This window comes from Seonamhaeicola marinus (assembly GCF_008085455.1).
Window position 1 is genome coordinate 587,744 of record NZ_VSDQ01000718.1, and the last position, 18,566, is coordinate 606,309.

15 protein-coding genes are annotated in these 18,566 nt (G+C 29.4%); 6 read left to right on the plus strand and 9 right to left on the minus strand.

Annotated elements, in window-relative coordinates:
* Positions 1 to 42 precede the first annotated feature (42 nt).
* The 6 genes from FUA24_RS20095 to FUA24_RS20120 all read left to right on the plus strand — a co-directional run bounded on the left by FUA24_RS20095 (position 43) and on the right by FUA24_RS20120 (position 7,252).
* Positions 43 to 528 carry an Lrp/AsnC family transcriptional regulator gene (locus FUA24_RS20095; RefSeq protein ID WP_148544840.1) on the plus strand — a complete coding sequence of 162 codons (486 nt, stop codon included), beginning with the start codon at positions 43 to 45 and terminating at the stop codon, positions 526 to 528.
* A 203-nt stretch (positions 529 to 731) separates the two neighbouring features.
* Positions 732 to 2,165, plus strand: a complete 1,434-nt coding sequence (locus tag FUA24_RS20100) for an MBOAT family O-acyltransferase (protein WP_148544841.1) — start codon at positions 732 to 734, stop codon at positions 2,163 to 2,165.
* Between the two features lie 3 nt (positions 2,166 to 2,168).
* Positions 2,169 to 3,107, plus strand: a complete 939-nt coding sequence (locus FUA24_RS20105) for a P-loop NTPase family protein (RefSeq protein ID WP_148544842.1) — start codon at positions 2,169 to 2,171, stop codon at positions 3,105 to 3,107.
* 12 nt (positions 3,108 to 3,119) lie between these two features.
* The gene (locus FUA24_RS20110; protein ID WP_148544843.1) at positions 3,120 to 4,571 is read left to right on the plus strand and encodes an MBOAT family O-acyltransferase; all 1,452 of its coding nucleotides are present in this window, start codon (positions 3,120 to 3,122) and stop codon (positions 4,569 to 4,571) included.
* 29 nt (positions 4,572 to 4,600) lie between these two features.
* Positions 4,601 to 6,292, plus strand: a complete 1,692-nt coding sequence (locus FUA24_RS20115) for a carbamoyltransferase family protein (protein WP_148544844.1) — start codon at positions 4,601 to 4,603, stop codon at positions 6,290 to 6,292.
* A 12-nt stretch (positions 6,293 to 6,304) separates the two neighbouring features.
* Entirely contained in the window at positions 6,305 to 7,252 is a 948-nt protein-coding gene (locus FUA24_RS20120) for a hypothetical protein (protein ID WP_148544845.1), read from the plus strand.
* Between the two features lie 18 nt (positions 7,253 to 7,270).
* On the opposite strand, the gene FUA24_RS20125 is transcribed toward FUA24_RS20120, so the two are convergent.
* The 9 genes from FUA24_RS20125 to asnB (FUA24_RS20165) all read right to left on the minus strand — a co-directional run bounded on the left by FUA24_RS20125 (position 7,271) and on the right by asnB (FUA24_RS20165) (position 18,555).
* On the minus strand, positions 7,271 to 9,424 hold the full coding sequence (locus tag FUA24_RS20125) for a GNAT family N-acetyltransferase (RefSeq protein ID WP_148544846.1): 2,154 nt from the start codon (positions 9,422 to 9,424) through the stop codon (positions 7,271 to 7,273).
* A 70-nt stretch (positions 9,425 to 9,494) separates the two neighbouring features.
* Positions 9,495 to 10,100, minus strand: coding sequence for a sugar transferase (locus FUA24_RS20130; protein WP_148545034.1), 606 nt, complete (start codon positions 10,098 to 10,100; stop codon positions 9,495 to 9,497).
* Between the two features lie 98 nt (positions 10,101 to 10,198).
* The gene (locus tag FUA24_RS20135) at positions 10,199 to 10,801 is read right to left on the minus strand and encodes a formyltransferase family protein (RefSeq protein WP_148544847.1); all 603 of its coding nucleotides are present in this window, start codon (positions 10,799 to 10,801) and stop codon (positions 10,199 to 10,201) included.
* Entirely contained in the window at positions 10,779 to 11,393 is a 615-nt protein-coding gene (locus FUA24_RS20140) for a sugar transferase (RefSeq protein ID WP_148544848.1), read from the minus strand. Before FUA24_RS20140 ends, FUA24_RS20135 begins: the two co-directional genes overlap by 23 nt.
* 47 nt (positions 11,394 to 11,440) lie before the next feature.
* Positions 11,441 to 12,595, minus strand: a complete 1,155-nt coding sequence (locus FUA24_RS20145; RefSeq protein WP_148544849.1) for a glycosyltransferase family 4 protein — start codon at positions 12,593 to 12,595, stop codon at positions 11,441 to 11,443.
* Between the two features lies 1 nt (position 12,596).
* Complete coding sequence (asnB, locus tag FUA24_RS20150; RefSeq protein WP_148544850.1) at positions 12,597 to 14,504, minus strand: asparagine synthase (glutamine-hydrolyzing); 1,908 nt, start codon at positions 14,502 to 14,504, stop codon at positions 12,597 to 12,599.
* Entirely contained in the window at positions 14,504 to 15,655 is a 1,152-nt protein-coding gene (locus tag FUA24_RS20155) for a glycosyltransferase family 1 protein (protein WP_187388337.1), read from the minus strand. Before FUA24_RS20155 ends, asnB (FUA24_RS20150) begins: the two co-directional genes overlap by 1 nt.
* Before the next feature lie 7 nt (positions 15,656 to 15,662).
* Positions 15,663 to 16,727: a glycosyltransferase gene (locus FUA24_RS20160; protein WP_148544851.1), complete on the minus strand. Its 1,065-nt coding sequence runs from the start codon at positions 16,725 to 16,727 to the stop codon at positions 15,663 to 15,665.
* The gene (gene asnB, locus FUA24_RS20165) at positions 16,720 to 18,555 is read right to left on the minus strand and encodes an asparagine synthase (glutamine-hydrolyzing) (RefSeq protein WP_148544852.1); all 1,836 of its coding nucleotides are present in this window, start codon (positions 18,553 to 18,555) and stop codon (positions 16,720 to 16,722) included. Before asnB (FUA24_RS20165) ends, FUA24_RS20160 begins: the two co-directional genes overlap by 8 nt.
* Positions 18,556 to 18,566: the final 11 nt, after the last annotated feature.

An 18,566-nucleotide genomic window follows, 5' to 3' on the forward strand; every position in this document is an offset into this window, starting at 1 on the left:
AAAAATGTGTTAATTTTGATTTTTATCTAAGAATACTTAATCATGGGGAAAATAAAATTAGACGAAATCGATCATCAAATTCTTGACATGTTAATAGACAACACAAGAATTCCTTTTACAGACATAGCAAAAAAATTATTAATTTCTGCAGGTACGGTTCATGTACGTGTTAAAAAAATGGAAGAATCTGGAATTATAAAAGGTTCTTCGTTAATGTTGGATTATAAGAAACTAGGGTATTCTTTTATTGCTTATGTGGGAGTGTATTTAAATAATACTTCTCAAACTAAATTTGTTTTAGAACGTATAAATGAAATACCATATGTTACTGTTGCGCACATTACCACAGGGAAGTTTAATATATTCTGTAAAATCCGTGCTAGAAGTACAGAACATGCTAAAGAAGTTATTTTCTTATTAGATGATATTGAAGGTGTATATAGAACAGAAACAATGATTTCTCTAGAAGAAAGCATAAATGATAAAAAACGTTTAATGCATTCTATTTTTAACGATTTAGAACATTAAAGAAATATACATATATAATTTAAGAGTCCTCTTTGGGGGACTTTTTTAATTTACAGGTATTTGACTAATTTAAAACTAAATTGTTGCAGATAGCAGTGATAATTTATCAGTTTAAAGAATAATTTTGATAACTATATTTAGATAAAAGATATTTACCATGTTGTATTACAAATTAAGTATAACCCCCAAATTTATAACAACTAATGTTATTTAATTCTTTAGAGTTTTTTGTCTTTTTACCAATAGTTTTTGTACTATATTGGTTTGTTACCGCAAGAAATTTAAAAATCCAAAATTTACTAATTGCCATTGCAAGTTATGTTTTTTATGGTTGGTGGGATTGGAGGTTCCTATCTTTAATTGCATTTAGCTCAATAGTTGATTACACAACTGGTGTTTTGTTAGAAAAAACAGAAAAAGAGTCTAAGAGAAAAATTCTTTTATGGATTAGTATATGTGTAAATTTAGGTTTTTTAGGCTTCTTTAAATATTATAACTTTTTTGTAGAAAGTTTAGTGGACTCATTTACTTTGTTAGGAAGGCCTTTAAGCATAAACACATTAAATATTATACTTCCAGTAGGTATTAGTTTTTATACTTTTCAGACGTTAAGCTATACGATTGATGTGTATAAGAAAAAATTAGAGCCAACAAAAGATTTTATTGCCTTTACTGCCTTTGTTAGCTTCTTTCCTCAATTGGTTGCTGGGCCTATAGAGAGAGCTACTAATTTACTTCCTCAGTTTTATAAGAAAAGAACATTTTCATATGCTTTAGCTGTAGATGGAATGCGACAAGTGCTTTGGGGATTATTCAAAAAAGTAGTCATAGCGGATAACTGTGCAAAATATGCCAACATAATTTTTAATAACTATGAAGATTATTCGGGCAGTACTTTATTGTTAGGAGCTTTTTTCTTTGCTTTTCAAATATATGGTGATTTTTCTGGGTATTCAGATATAGCTATTGGCATCTCAAGGTTATTTGGTTTTAACCTGAAAAGAAATTTTGCTTTTCCATATTTTTCCAGAGATATTGCTGAGTTTTGGAGACGTTGGCATATGTCTTTATCTACGTGGTTTAGAGATTATTTATATATTCCATTAGGCGGAAGTAGAGGAGGACTTAAAATGAAAATTAGAAATACATTTGCAATATTTCTAGTAAGTGGATTTTGGCATGGAGCAAACTGGACTTTTATAGTTTGGGGAGGATTAAATGCTCTTTATTTCTTACCATTAATGTTGACAAATAAGAATAGAGTTAATACTGATTTAGTAGCCCAAGGGAAATTATTTCCAAACGTAAAGGAAGTTTTTCAAATGCTAATGACATTTTTTATAACGTTAATAGCTTGGGTTTTCTTTAGGGCAGATAATGTTGCTCAAGCATTTTCGTATGTAAAAAACATGTTTTTAGAATCCTTTTTCTCTATGCCAGAAGTTTGGCCTTCTACAGTTTTACTACTCGTTGCGTTTTTTATCGTGGTAGAGTGGATAGGTAGATCTGGGGAATTTGCTATTGAAAACATAGATAGACTTAATAAACCTTTTAGGTGGGCAGCATATATATTATTAATAATTTTGATGTTTAGCTATACAGGAGAACAGCAGGAATTTATTTACTTTCAATTTTAGGATATGTCAAATTTCTTTAAAAACATACTTTTCTTTCTAGGTTTCCTAATATTAGCAGGAGAAATAGCTGTAAGATTAACTTATGCTGTTTCTGATATTCCTCAAAGAAAAATTGATGAGAAGACCGGTATTCAAAAATATTTTCCAAATCAGGAGGGATATTGGAAAGGGGGTAATCATAAATGGGTGATTAATGAATTAGGGTGGCCAGGAGAATTGCCAGAAAGTTATGATAACCTTGTTAGTGTAATTGGAGATTCTTTCATTGAGAATTTTATGAATCCAAACGAGTGTCATCAGGCTATTTATTTAAAACAAAACCTTCCAAATAATAACTTTATAGAAGCGTCAAGATCTGGAGTATCTTTAATTGAAGCATTTGAGATATCCAAACAATTAGATTCTTTAAAGCCATTAAAACATTTAATCTATGTTCATGATAGTGATTTTTATGAGAGTATTACCACTGTTAATAGAATGAAAGATGTTACACAATTAGATGTAGAAAATAAAAGTATAGTTTATGGTGAAATGAAATCACCTGGGTTTAAGAAAATTCTTTACAATTTTAAATTAGCTTATTATTTTTATAATAGATTTCCTTTAAATCTTTCTTTTTCATTCAAAAAGAAAGAAGAGCATAAAAAGTCTGAGGGTAAAAAGCCTAAAAAGAGTAAATGGCAGTTAAATAAGACTAAAGTCAATGCTCTTTTGGAGTACATAAAGGAATATTATAACATAAATGATAAAGTGTTAGTCTTTAGAACAAAATCTAACAAAAAACTAGTAAGCCAATGTATAGAGGCTGGGTTTAATGTTATTCATTTAGATTCTACTGTAGATGATAAAGATTGGTCTTTTAGTTATGATCATCATTGGACATGTTATGGACATGAGAGAGTGGCCTTGCAAGTAAGTAATTATTTAAAAGCAAAAAATTAAACCTTAATAGTCATGGTTTTTAATTCTCTTGAGTTTTTAATTTTTCTACCAATAGTGTTTTGTCTTTATTGGTTAGTATTTAAAAAGAACTTAAGAATTCAAAATGTTTTGCTCTTATTAGCAAGCTATTTTTTTTATGGCTTTTGGGATTGGAGGTTTCTTTCCTTAATAATTCTGAGTACTCTTGTAGATTTTTATGTAGCCCAAAAAATATTTCAGAATAATAGAAAGATTTCTAAAAAGTATTGGTTGTGGCTAAGTATCCTGATTAATATAGGTATTCTGGGCTTTTTTAAATATTATAATTTCTTTGTTAATTCTTGGGTAGAAATGTTTGACGCTTTTGGAATTAGTATAGAAAATACATGGACTCTTAGAGTAATTCTTCCTGTAGGTATTTCGTTTTATACGTTTCAGACTATGTCATATTCTTTTGATGTTTATAACAAGCATATTAAGCCTACAAAAGACATTGTAGCCTTTGCTACATTTGTTAGTTTCTTTCCGCAGTTGGTTGCTGGACCAATAGAAAGAGCTTCAAATTTGTTACCACAAATTTCTACCAAACGTGTATTTGATTACAATCAAATAGTAAGTGGTTTAAAACTTATTTTATGGGGTTTATTTAAAAAAGTAGCGATAGCAGATGCCTTAGCGCCAATAGTAGATGATATTTTTACTAATTATTCAAATTACTCTTCTTCAACACTAATTTTAGGTGTTATTTTTTTTAGTTTTCAAATTTATGGAGATTTCTCAGGGTATTCAGATATTGCTATTGGTACGGCAAAAATGTTTGGTATAGAATTGTCTTCTAATTTTAAGTTTCCCTATTTTTCAAGAAATATTACTGAGTTTTGGAATAGGTGGCATATTTCTTTATCAAGTTGGTTTAAACATTATGTATATTTTCCTTTAGGGGGTTCTTATGGAAGTCAAGTAAAATCTATAAGAAATGTATTGATAGTATTTTTAGTAAGTGGTTTATGGCATGGCGCTAATTGGACTTATGTTGTTTGGGGCGCTTTTCATGCACTTGCATTCGTACCTGTTTTTGTAATAAAAAAGAACAAAAAATATAAAAATCTAGCATTAGGAGAAGGCGAACTCATAATTTCTCTCAAAGAAATATTAAAAGTGATTTTTGTATTCTCATTAGTAACATTTTCATGGATCTTTTTTAGGTCTGAAACTATTTATCAGGCATTAGAATATATTCATAACATTTTTATTAATAAGTCATTTAGTGTTTATGATCATCCAAGGGGATATAGAATGATAGACTATTACATGCTTATTTCGTTGTTTGTTATTTTCGAATATATCATAAGGAAAGATGAACGTAACCCAATTAGATTTAAATCTAAAGTACTAAGGTTCATAACATATACATTACTAATTCTATTAATGTTATTGTTTTATGACAATGGTATAGACAGATCATTTATATATTTTCAATTTTAACATTTATAAAATAAAAAAGAAAAACAATCATGGTTATATTAGGATTAAACTATTACTTTCACGACTCTACAGCATGTATAGTAGTTGATGGAAAATTAATTGCAGCCATTGAAGAGGAAAGATTAAATAGGGACAAACATACGCGTGTATTTCCTCAAAAAGCTATAGATAGATGTTTAAAAATAGCTAAACTTAATTATGATGATATAGATCACATTGCGGTTTCTATAAAGCCTTCTCATAATTTAGGAAAAAAGATGGTGCATTGTGCAAAAAACATAAGCGGATTAAAAACATTTATCAACCATGAGTTCGTTCATGCTTACAATAAGCAAAAGAGTTTCTGGAATTGGTTCAAATACCATTGGGATTCAAAGAAAAAAGGTCCTAAAGTGCATTTTATCCCGCATCATTTTAGTCATGCGCCTGGATCTTTTTATGTTTCTCCTTATGAAGAAGCTGCGCTTTTAGGTGTGGATGGCTCTGGGGAATGGGCTACTACTTGGTTAGGTCATGGTAAAGGAAATGAAGTTAAGAGTTTAGGAGAGAGCTTCTTTCCTCATTCTTTAGGTTCTTTTTATGAAGCTGTTACTCAATTTTGTGGATTTAGAACAAGCTATGATGAAGGAAAAACAATGGGATTAGCTCCAATGGGGGATCCAGAAGTGTTTAAAGATGAAGTTGCAAAGATTGTTTCGGTTAATAAAAACGGACAATTAAAGTTTGATTTAAGTTATTTTAACTATCAAAATTTTAGCTGGAAAAGATGTTCTCCAAAGTTTTTTAAGATTTTTGGAGAACCAAGAAAACATGGAGAAGACTTCCAGAAACATCATATGGATGTTGCTGCTGCTTTTCAAAGAGTTTTGGAAGATAAGGTTTTAGAAATATGTGATATTCTTCATGAAAAAACTAAAGCAGATTATTTAGTTATTTCGGGTGGAGTATCTTTGAACAGCGTAATGAATGGTAGAATTGTAAGAGAAAGTAAATTTAAAGATGTCTACGTTATGCCTGCTGCTGGTGATAATGGAACAGCACTTGGTGCAGCATTTTATTTGTACAATGGTATTTTACAACAACCAAGAAATTTTGTTCATGATAACCCGTATGTTGGTACATCATACACAAATGAAGACATAGAGAAGGTACTCAAAGGTGCAAAATTAGAGTATACTTATCATGAAGATATTTGTGAACAGGCTTCTTTATTACTTGAAAAAGGAAAGATATTAGGATGGTTTCAGGGAACCATGGAAATTGGTCCAAGAGCACTTGGAAGTAGAAGTATTTTGGCTAATCCTGCATTTCCTGATATGAAAGATAAGATTAATTCAGAGGTTAAATTTAGAGAAGCTTACAGACCATTTGCACCATCTGCCATTGAAGAAGCCAAAAATGATTTCTTTGACTTAGAAGTTGAAGCTCCTTTTATGCTAAAAGTATGTAATGTATTGGAAGAAAAACAAAGTATAATTCCTGCAGTAACCCATGTAGATGGTAGTGCTAGATTACAGACCGTTAAGAAAGAGCTACACCCAAGATACTATGATCTTATAAAGAAGTTAGGGGACAAAACCGGGGTGCCGGTAGTTCTAAATACTAGTTTTAATATACAAGGGGAACCTGTTGTAGAATCCCCGCAAGATGCAGTTAGGTGTTTCTTTTCAACAGGTTTAGATAGTTTGGTAATAGGGAATTTTTTAATTTCTAAAAATTAATATCGGGGGCAAATGAAAAAGCTCATAATTAAATCTCTAGTTTATTTTGTATTACTATTATTAGTATTAGAGATCATTGTGCGTATATTTCATTTAGCTAAAGACAACCCAATAAGATTTATTGATGCTCATAATGTTGAGAAATGGAAACCAAACCAAGAAGGATATTCAGTAACAGGAAATAGAAAGCAAAATGTAGCTAAATATCATATCAATAAATCTGGTTTTAATTCATATAGAGAATTTGCTCCAGCTAAAGACAAAATTGAAATTGCTTTAGTTGGAGATTCTTTTGTTGAAGGATTTCATCAAGACTATAATAACTCCATTGGAAAAAAAATCGAAACCGAATTAAATGATGCTGTGGAGGTATATGAATATGGTTATGCTGGATATGATTTTGCAGATCAATTACATTTAATAGAGGCGTATAAAGAGGATTTCAATTTAATCGATAAAGTCTATATTTATTTAAAGTTTAAAGATGATTTAAAAAGAGATGAGTATAAAGTGAGTTATGCCAGAATGCAATTAGAGACTCCCTTAAATAAAGCGCTAAGAGAAGTGAAACTTTTGGTTTATACTCAAAACATCGGCTTTTTGGATTCTGCAAAAAGTCTAATGGGAAAGGTGTTATCGTTTGGTAAGCTTAAGAAATCCAAGAAGGGGAAAGAAGAAAAGCAAAATAAAAATGAACTATACATATCAAATTTCAATAACTTAGTTGAAAAATATAATTACAATAAAGATAAATTTGTGCTGTTCTTTGAAGGAGGAGATGAAGTGCCAAATGAGTTTTTATCATTTTTAAATGAAAATAAGTTTAAATATATAAACTTATCCCAAGCATTTGAAAAATCTAAATTCCCAGTGACTCTTATTTACGATAAGCATTGGAATAATCATGGAAGGGATATAGTAGCACAAGAAATAGCAAGCTACCATAAACAAAACCAATGAATAAATAATTTGATAATGTTATTCACCACTTCTGTAAAGAGGGAAAAAATTTGAAGTTTTATCAGTAACATTTTTTTCTTCTACCAAATTATCATACACTTCTTGGTTGACAATATGTTTCCAGATTTTAAACTTTTTGAAATCTTTTGAAAATGAAGATTTGAATCTAAATAATTCATCTTCATTATTGCCTAAGCCACCACCTAAGTTAAAATATTTATATTTCCCGTCACCAGATGCATTAATTCTCATTTCATCTATTAGCAGTCTAATAGGAGATAGGTTTAGATAGGCGTTTCTTGTTCCAGAAATATGATATTGAATGATAGTATTAGTTTTTACCATCATAGCAGCAGATACGATTTCTTGAGTTTCTTTATCAATTGCCATTAACACATCCGTTTCATAATCAGTACTTTTTATAAAGTCCAGAAAATATTCTTTAGAGAAGTAATAATGTTTTTTAGCATTTACACGATCCATATTTTCATAATATAAATCCATAAAAGTCATTAAATCTTCCTCAGATACCCCTTTTCTAACATCGAATGCCTTTCTGCATTTGTTTATGTATCGTTTGGTTGTTTTAGAGAAAAGAGTACGTTGTTCTGCAACGTCTTTGGTTAAATCTATATTAACAACGTTTCCCAATTCAATAATTTCTCCTATATCTTGTAAAATTTCTTTCTGCACACTAATAAAAGGATTTAACCTAGAAAAAACAGATACTATTTTTTCTTGAGATAAAAACTCTGATAATGCTTTTTTGAAATGAATATTATTAAAGTTTTCAGGGACACCAACTCTTATAGGGCCGCAATAACCGTAAACAGAGGTTGCATCATAATATGCAGTATTTTCAATATTTCTAATAAGCAAGGGAATGCCAATTAGGTAATCTCCTTCTGTATATTTTAATAGAATAGCTTTATCTTTCTCATCTTTGGATAGTTGATGATAATCATAGGTGTGATAGAAGTCAAAAAAATCGGTTTCCGCTAGAAAAGCATCCCAATTTTCCTTGGTTGTAATCACTTCCAATTTAGAGGTCATAACTTCTAAATCTTTTTCTTTCATAGTGTTTTTTTTGTTCCTGTATAGAGGAAAATAATTGTTGGAATCATCGATTGGATGACTCATTTCAGTATAGTCAACATCAATGTTTCTTAAAAGGATATTGTATACCTCATTATTAATAATTTTTCTTCCTGTATAAAATATAGCATCGTTGTCTTTAGGGAAAAATGTTTTTTTGTAAGAATATAAGTTATCGTTATCTTTTCTTCCACCTCCTAAAGAGTAGTATTTCATATTATTTTCTAAACCCCATTTAATGGTTTCTACTTTTAAGAAGTCGTTTGGTCTGTAGTTAAAATAATCAGATAAAGTCCCTCCTAAATAAGAGTTAAGTGTATGGTTATCAATAATTATAAGTTCTGTAGAAATAGGTTTGGATTCAAAATAAACAAATACTAGAACAATATTTTCTATATTATTTTTAATAAGGTTTAAAAAATAACTTTTTGGGTAGAAATAATTAACAGTAGCCCCTGTTCTTTTCATGGTACTCATGTAAATATGGTAGAAATTTTCAATATGAGTATCTTCAATATTTTTGTGCAAAAATTCAATTTTTAAATTATGCTTTAATGCTCTTCTGTAATTATTTCTAGCTTTTTGTTTAAAATTAGTCCATATAGATTCAAAGTTTGTTAATTTGCCTTTAACATTTCTTAATGATTCTATTAGAAAACCAGTATAATTTTCTTGATTCCCGTTTAAGTTAAAACGTATGAACTCCGTAACCACATTGTTGTCTTTATACCAAGTATCAATCTCTTCCCAGAATTTTTTTAAAAGACATTCTGTAGTACTATTAAATAATGGGCCATTGTATCCATAAGGGGAGATGGCATCATAATACTTTTCCTTAAGGTTTTGAACTCCTTTAGATTTAATCTCATTAATATGAATTGGCATTAAAACCTTTGGTTCATCATCCTCTTTCAACAAAAAATAACTAATGTTTTCTGTTTCATTCGAAGAATTACAATAATCAAGTGAATAAAAAACACTGTTATTTCCTATTAATTCTACATAAGAATTATATAATTCCCTATCTGAATTATTTTTTATGGTCTTAAATTCTAGTTTAACACTTCTTAAACTCATTAGCTCTAGATGTTGTAGTTGTTTTTTTTTTTTTGCTTGTTTGTTTAGAATATTATATTAAGAAATAATTTTAGTTTGAACCAGTAAATTCGGGCATAACAATATCAGAACTATCATCATTGTTTATACCGTCAGGTTTAAGAACTTTTTTTATGGTTAGGAGAATTATTTTTAAATCTAATAAAAGTGATTGGTTTTCTACATACCAAACATCGAAATTAAATTTTTCATCCCAAGACAATGAGTTTCTTCCCTTTATTTGAGCCCACCCAGTGATACCTGGTAAAACATTATGTCTCTTTTTTTGATGCTCATTATAAAGAGGCAGATATTGAACTAAAAGCGGACGAGGTCCTACAATGCTCATATCCCCTTTAATGACATTAATTAGTTGCGGAATTTCATCAATAGAATACTTCCTTATAACACTTCCAATTTTAGTTACTCTATTTAAACTATGAGCACTGGAATCTGTAGCCTTTAAATCTCTCATAGTTTTAAATTTGATAATTTTAAATATACCACCATTTTTACCAGGGCGTTCTTGTAAAAAGAATATTTTTCCTTTATTAGTAATAAATAAAGAAATACATGCAACAATGAACAATGGGGACAATAATAAAAAGGCAATTATTGCAGAAAATAAGTCAAAAATTCTTTTAAATAATCTATAGATCTTCATTTCTAATAAAAAGGGTTAATCAAAGTTAAAAACTACATTTTTAATATATAATTTTATACGTTAAAATGTTGTTTTTTTTGATAATGAGAAATTTACTTTTGAACAAAGTGAAGCTGTTCTATTTCGTTAATAGTTTCCAAAACTATTTTCTTTCCTTTTTTAGAAAATTTTGGATACAAAGATTCTAAAGTGCTTCCTTCAGGAAAATCTATTGCTTTTTGACAGATAATAGTGCCATAGTCTACTTTTTCGTCAATAATATGCGTCGTAATTCCTGATACTTTTACACCATAGTCTATAGCATCTTGAATAGCGGTTTGAGTTCCTAAAAAACTAGGAAAAAGTGAAGGGTGTATATTTAGTATTCTGTTAGGAAAAGCATCTAGCATTTCCTCTTTTATAATATGTTTAAATGCTAACAGAAAAATATAATCAATTTTTCTTTTCTTTAACTCATTAGTTAAAGCGGTTTGGTAGGACTTTGAATCTGAATAGTCTTTTTTTATTAACCGAAGGGTCTCAATGTTGTATTGTTCTGCTAAGTCTTTAGCTCCACAGGGTGTTTCTTCATATACCAAAAGCTTTATGTTGGATCTTTCAAGTTTGTTTTTTGAATATGCCTTTATTAAGTCTTTAGCGCTGCGACCCCATCCCGTTACTAAAATAGCCCAATTAATTTTTTCTTCTGAGTTCATCTAAATCTATCATTATAGCTGTGGCATTTTCTGCAACATCTTTTCTTAAAATTACTTTTTTTAGTGTTTTAAATAGAATACTAATATCAAAAAACAAAGATAAGTTTTGAACATACTCTACGTCTTTTTGTAAACGTTCATCCCAATTTAAAAAATTACGACCAGAAATTTGTGCTAACCCTGTGATGCCTGGTCTAACAGAATGTCTTAATTTCTCTTTCTCAGTGTAATATGGTAAATACCTAATTAAAAGTGGGCGAGGACCAATAAAACTCATGTCACCTTTAATCACATTAAGTAATTGAGGAATTTCATCTAAAGATGTTTTTCTTAGTATTTTACCAAAAAATGTTAGTCTGTAACTATCTGGTAGTAAATTACCATTAATATCTTTTTTATCGGTCATTGATTTGAACTTAATGATACGGAATATTTTTTCATTTTTCCCTGGTCTTTTCTGTGTGAAAAAAGGCTTACCTTCATTCACAAATATTAGAACTAACGTTATTACTATAAAAATAGGCGAGAAAATCAAGAGAGAAATTAAAGCTAAAAAGAAATCAAGAACTCGCTTTAAAAAATTTCTATACATATGATAATAATTTATTACTCTATTTAAAAAGTATGTAAAAGAAAAGGTTAGCTATTATCAATTTGCTGGTACTCATTTAATAGAGCATCCCATACAACTTGCCGCTTATATCTTTTTACTATCAAATCTCTACATTTTTTAGAGTCAAAGTGTTGTTTGTTGTTATAGAATTTTAGCATAGAATTGTATAGAGCATCAGAATCTTTTACAGGTATTATTGTGCCATTTTCCCCTTCAATAATTATTTCATTACAACCATTAATATTTGAAACAATACAAGGTAGCCCCATGGCTCCAGCCTGCATTACCACGTTTGGAAATCCTTCTCTATAACTTGGAAAGGTTAAAACATTTGATATTGAAAGATAAGATCTTACATCATTTACCCAACCAGTTGAGATAATGTTTTTGTTGGTTTCTATAATATTTAGTGTTTTAGAACTTAAAGGGTCTAATTCAGACTCATAACCTCCAACTAATAAGAGTTTAACATTATTAGATGTTTTATTAATTTTGCTGAAGGCTTCTATTAATTCATTAATTCCTTTGTCTGTAACTATTCTACCTATAAAAATATAAACTAAATCATCTTTACTAATATTCAAAGTTTTCCTTAAATTATCTTTTTCTATTTGAGAATACAAAGAGTTATCAAAAACTTCAGTATCTATACCATTAGAGCTACCATTAGCTATTACTTTGATTTTCTTTTTAGTAGTGAATTTGTTTTTAAGAATTATTTCTTTTAAACCAAATGAGTTTGGATAAATTTTAGTAGCACAGGAATAAGTGATTTTTTCAACTGTATTAAGGATGGTTCTTTTAAGTCCATTAGCTTCTAATAAAGGAAGTCCAGCAATAGTATGTAATCTATGAGGTACTCCGGCGAACTTTGCAGCTATCATTGATAACGTCCCTGCTTTAGGAGTATGAGAATGCACAATCAAAGGCTTTTCTTTTTTAAAAAGCTTATAAAGTTTAATAAGAGCTTTAATATCTTGGAAAGGAGTTATTTTTCTGGTCATTTCAATGGGTAAGACTCTGACTTTTTCTTGTTGTCCAACTTTTTTTAATTTGTTGTCAACGCCAACAGATGATACTCCAAGTATTTCATAAAAAGACGACATAAATTTTAATTGTCCTTGTAGCAACCCTCCCAATGATATAGGAACAGTAGTTACTCTAATAATTTTCTTTTTCATTTTAAATATTATTGTAGGTGTTGAAATACCATTTTTGGAAACAATAAAAAGTCCAAACTTTAAAAGTATTGTCTTCTTTTCCAGATATGTGATTTTGAACTAATTTAATAATACTATCAACATTAAAAATATCTTGTTTTACTAGAGCACTTTTTTCTATATATTTTTCTAATTCTTGCCTTAAAGATAATTTGAGCCAATCCCCAACAGGAGCGCCGAAACCACTTTTACTTTTGTCTAAAAAATCTTTAGGAAATTGATCTCGAAAAGCTTCTTTTAAAATAAACTTTTTGTCCCAACCTCTCATCAAATAGTTTTCGGGGAGTGTATTTGTATAGTTCCATAATTTTTTATTCAAAAATGGAGCTCTACATTCTAAAGAATTTAGCATACTGGTTCTATCCACCTTAACAAGCATATCTCCTTCTAAACTGGTTACCTTATCAATAAGTCTAAAATCCGTTAATGTTTTAGGATTAGAAATACCTGTAATATCTTTATAAACAGAGAATAAATTGTCGTTAATATATTTGCCTTGCAAATATTTACTTAACGTATTTTTAGTGTAACCTAAAGAAAGTATATCCCAATAAAATTCTCCATTATAATCTACTGAGTTTAGTAACCTTTTTATTTTAAAGCGTTTACCTCTGTTGTCATTTGATGTTTTTAATAAAGGCGAGGTAACATTGTTTATTAGGTTATGTAAACCTTTAGGAATAACTTTGGTATATCTACTGTTAAGTTTTCCCATATAGTATTTGTTGTAACCGCCAAAAACTTCATCACCTCCATCTCCGGTTAAAGCTACTGTTACATGTTTTTTTGTTCTATTAGAAACAAGATATGTTGGTAGTGAAGAAGAGTCTGAAAATGGCTCGTCAAAATTTAATAGTATTTTGTCTATATCTTCTTCTAGATCTTTTTCATTAATTACGAATTCGTGGTGTTTACTATTTATTAGTTTGGCTACAACTCTAGATTTATCGGTTTCGTCATAAGATTTTTTTTCAAAACCAATAGAAAAGGTGTCTATTGGTTGTGAAGAGTTTTGAGCAAGACATAATGAAACAATTGAAGAATCAACACCACCCGAAAGAAAAGTTCCTAATGGAACATCTGAAATTGACCTGCTTTTTACACTTTCACTAACTAAATCCTTTACTTTCTCTTTAGCTTCATTTAAAGATACATCTACTTTTTCTATACCGCCCTTTATTTCATCTTCAATTGGACGTATTTCGAAAGATTTTTTATTGATATCAACTTCAATATAACTATTTGTGCTAAGTTTATGAACATTTTCATATATACTGTACGGTGCAGGAATATAAGTGAGTCTAAAATATAGATTTAAGCCAGTACTATTGATACTAGGTTTTTGGCTTAGTTGATTTACCAAAGACTTTAATTCTGAAGCCCATATTAATTTATCTCCATCTTGACTGTAGTATAGAGGCTTTTCTCCAAAAAAGTCTCTAGCAATAAATATCTTTTCTTTGTTTTTGTCATAGATACTGAACCCAAACATGCCATCTAGTTCTTTAAAAGAACTCGTACCATATTGTTCATAAAGTTTTAAAATTACCTCGGTATCACTAGTAGTTTTAAACTTAACTCCTTTTAGTTCTAGTTTAGATTTAAGTTCAAGGTAATTATATATTTCGCCATTAAAAACAATTACAATGCTGTTATCTTCTGAATAAATAGGCTGTTTCCCAGAACTTAAATCAATAATAGAAAGTCTTCTCATTGCCATGCCTAATCCAAATTCAGGAGTGCTATTTATAAAAACTCCATCTTCATCAGGGCCTCTATGAATGATTAAATCATTCATTTGAGTCATGTTTGCCTTTAATTTTTCTTCAGGTTCACTCTTAAAACTGATATATCCATTAATTCCGCACATTATATGTAATAGTTTAAGTAAAAGGTTTGTAGATTTCTTGCGTTTTCAAAAATATCATAACCACCTTTTTCTATAAGATGGTTAGTATTTTCTCTTGTATAATTTATTCTTTCTAGAACAGTATAAGCCCAATCTTCATAACTATCTTCTAAGGACTTAAAAGTAATTAAGTTAGTAATATCCACTTCGGATGTTACTGTATTGGTTGTTACAATTCTTAAGCCGCATGCTTGAGCTTCTATTAAAGTAACAGGTAATCCTTCGTATAGAGATGGGAATAAGAAAAGGTCAAAACTCTGTAATATCTCAGGGATATCGGTTCTCAATCCTAAAAATTTGATGCTTTCATATATTTTTAGTCTTTTGGCTTCTTCTTCTATACTAGGTTGCAAGTTTCCGGAACCTACAAGAACAAGAATACAGTTTTTGTCTTTTTTTAAAATCTCATTAAATATATTTACTAGAAAGAAGTGGTTTTTTTGTTCATTAAATCTTCCAACATGTCCAATTACCTTTTTTCCTGTAATACCCAATTCTTCTTTCTTTTTTTTACTTAGAAAAGAAGAGAAGGTAAATTTAGATGAATCTATAGCGTTGTTTATTACCAACACTTTATCTCTGTTTTTCTTTCCAAAAAGCCAATCTCCAGCTTTTATTCCACATGAAAAATAATGAGAAGCAGATTTTGGAACTCCACCTTTTATAAGAGACTGTATACTGTCTTTTATGGTAGCTTTTATGTCTGTATTCTTTTTAAAAATCTTCTTTAGAGCAAAAGGTTCTACCGCCAAATGACTATGAGCAATTCTAACAGGTACGTACTTCTTTTTGGCTATACCGAGAATAATACTGCTTAAAGCATTCAAGTGAGAGTGAACAATTTTATATTCTGGATGCTCATCAAAAAAATCATTAAGGGCCTTTTTATAGTTAAAATAGTTTTTAGGAGAGATGGCTGGCATTCTATATATTTTTCCACCAAGTGCTATTATTTCATCATCAAAATGACCTTTTTCCTCTCTATGCAATAAAAAATCGAACTGTAATTTAGTTCTATCTATATTTCGATAATAGTTCATGATCATGGTTTCTGCTCCGCCAAGATTCATAATTGTTAAAACTTGTAGTATTCTAAAGGGTTGATTTTCCATTACTACTTTATTTAAATAACTCTTCGTATTGATCTAAAATAACTTTAGAGCTAAATTTAGATTCAACAGAAGCTCTTATTGATTCAGGGGTTAATTTATTAGTGTATTTCAGGTATTTTAGATAATCTTTCTCATTATTTACCAAATAGCCGTTTTTTTCATGTTGAATAATTTCTTTGGTTCCACCTGGTACATTAAAAGCTAAAACAGGAGTTCCAACAAAACAGCTTTCTAAAACAGTATTGGGAAACCCTTCAACATAAGACCCTTGTAAAAACATATCATGTTCACACAAGTGTCTAGAAACTTCATTGGTGTATGGTATATAGGTTACTTTTTCATTTAATTTATAATCGCTAATTGTGTTAAAAATAATATCTTTATAAGGACCGCTTCCTATTATGGTATAATTAAAATCGAAATCTAGTTCTTTTAGGGCTTTTAAGATTCTTAAGTGACCTTTTTCTTTACTTAACCTGCCAATTGTGATAAACTTTACAGGGGTGTTAAAATGTTCTTTTTTAACAGGATAAATATTTGTTATTGGGTTATTAATAACAGTAACTTTTTTTGGGTTCATTTTAAAGCTTGTAATAAAGTCTATTGACATGTCTTTGGATTGACAAATTACTTTATCTACCATTTTATAGCTAATACCGGCAAGAACACTTCTTAATTTGGATGATAAACTAAAGCTTTTTTTTCCTTTATGTACGTTATTCATAACAGAAACTACACTGGCTTCACGAATAATAAATGTAGTTTTTGGGAAAAATACGGATATTAACCCCATAACAGTATTTAAATGTCCTATAGAGCTTAAAACTATTTTGGGTTTATGTTTTAGTAAATGTTTAAAAAGTCCAAAGGCAGCAAATAAAACTCTTTGTTTTTCCAAAAAATAAGTTGGAACATTTTCTATTTTATAAGCAGCATCTTTAGACAAACCTGTTATAAGTAGACTTGCATCAAAACTATCGCTATTGATATTTTGAGCTACAAATGAAAAAACACGTTCAGCTCCACCTGCTGTTAAAGTAGGTAGGACGAATAAAACTTTTTTCTTACCCATTTTTTTTATTTTTAGGGTAAAATCCAAACTCTTCGTACCACTTTCTTAGCACATAAAGCTTCCAAACATTAGTTTTGTAATCTGCTTCATTATTCATGTGTTTGTTTAAACGTTCTTTAAACTTTTCTATATTTAAATTAGGTACAAAATTTAAAAAATCATCATTTAAATTAGAAGTAATCTCATCTTTTAGTTCATTTCTCATCCACTCACCAAGAGGTACACTAAAACCTTTTTTTGGTTGATCAAAAACACTTTCAGGAATATAATCTTTTAGTATATCTCGTAGTATTTTTTTTCTAACATTATCTCTATATCTATATTTAATGGGAAATGTTCTCGCTTTTTCTACAACTCTATAATCTAAAAAAGGACTTCTTACTTCTACAGAATAAGCCATACTTGCTCTATCTACCTTTACATTACTGTCGTTTTCTAACCAAAGCTTAATATTTAAATCTGCTGCTCTCTGTAAATAATGTTTAGCAGTTCTTTTGAAATTATTATAATTAGTTAACCAGGATGTAGAACGCCTTTTTTGGAAACTATCATAACCAGTAAAGTGGCCTATTATATATTGATTTATATTTTTTGTTAAGAACAGTTTTTCAGGAATGCTTTTTCGCGAGATGCCTCTTAAAAGGTCTAATACTTTTAATTTAACAAGCACTTTTCTTATGGCTAAAGGAATTAAAAATATTATTTTGTTCTTTTTTAAAAAAGAAAAATAATCATAGCCAATAAAACTTTCATCACCACCATCTCCAGATAAAGCAACAGTAACATATTGTTTAGTTGTTTTGTTTAATAATAAAGAGGGGAGACCAGAACTATCTGCAAAGGGTTCATCATAAACTTCAGTGTATTTAGGTATTAGATCTAATACATCTTCAATTTTACAAAGTATAGTTTTATGATTGGTTCCTAAAATTTCAGCGTATTGTTCAGCAACCTGACTTTCATCAAATTTTTTGTTTTCAAAACCAATAGAAAAGGTGTTGATTGGCTTATCGGATATTTTAGTTGCTAGTGCAGATACAAGAGCGGAATCTATACCTCCAGATAAGAAAGACCCAATAGGTACATCTGATCTTAATCTTATTTTAACGGCATCCAAAAGTAAATCATGAATTTCTTCTTTGGCTTCTCTGTAGGACTTAGTAGTTAATTCCGTTTTGTTTAAATCCCAATATATACCAGAATTGATAGTATTAGAATTTAAATCTATTTTTAAAAAATGGCCTGGAGGCAATTTGTAAATATGCTCTATAGCTGAGTGTGGGCTAGGTATATAACCACAGTCCAAATATATACTAATCGCTTCATTATTTATTTTGCTATTGGAGGTGATTAAAGGCCTTAATTGACTACAAATTTCAAATTTCCCGTCCTTCCAATAGTAATAAAATGGTTTTACACCTAATCGGTCTCTAGCAGAAAATATTGTATTTGCTTGAGAGTTATATATAGAAAAGGCAAACATACCATTAATCTTATCTAATACCTTTTCTTTCCATTCATAATAACCTATTAATAAAACTTCAGTATCACTTTCAGTTTCAAACTCATAACCTAAGCTTATTAATTCTTTTTTTACATCATCATAGTTATATACTTCACCATTATAAGTAATGGATAAGTGTTTATAATGCATTGGTTGATGAGATCTATTATTAAGATCTAATATAGATAATCGTAAGTGGCCAATAGTAATAGCATTATTTTTTTCAATGCCTATATTATCAGGGCCTCGAAATTTTATACCTTCTAGTTTTTTGTGTACTTTATCTTGGCTGTAATCAATATTTGTTATATAAATACCGCACATATAGGTTTACA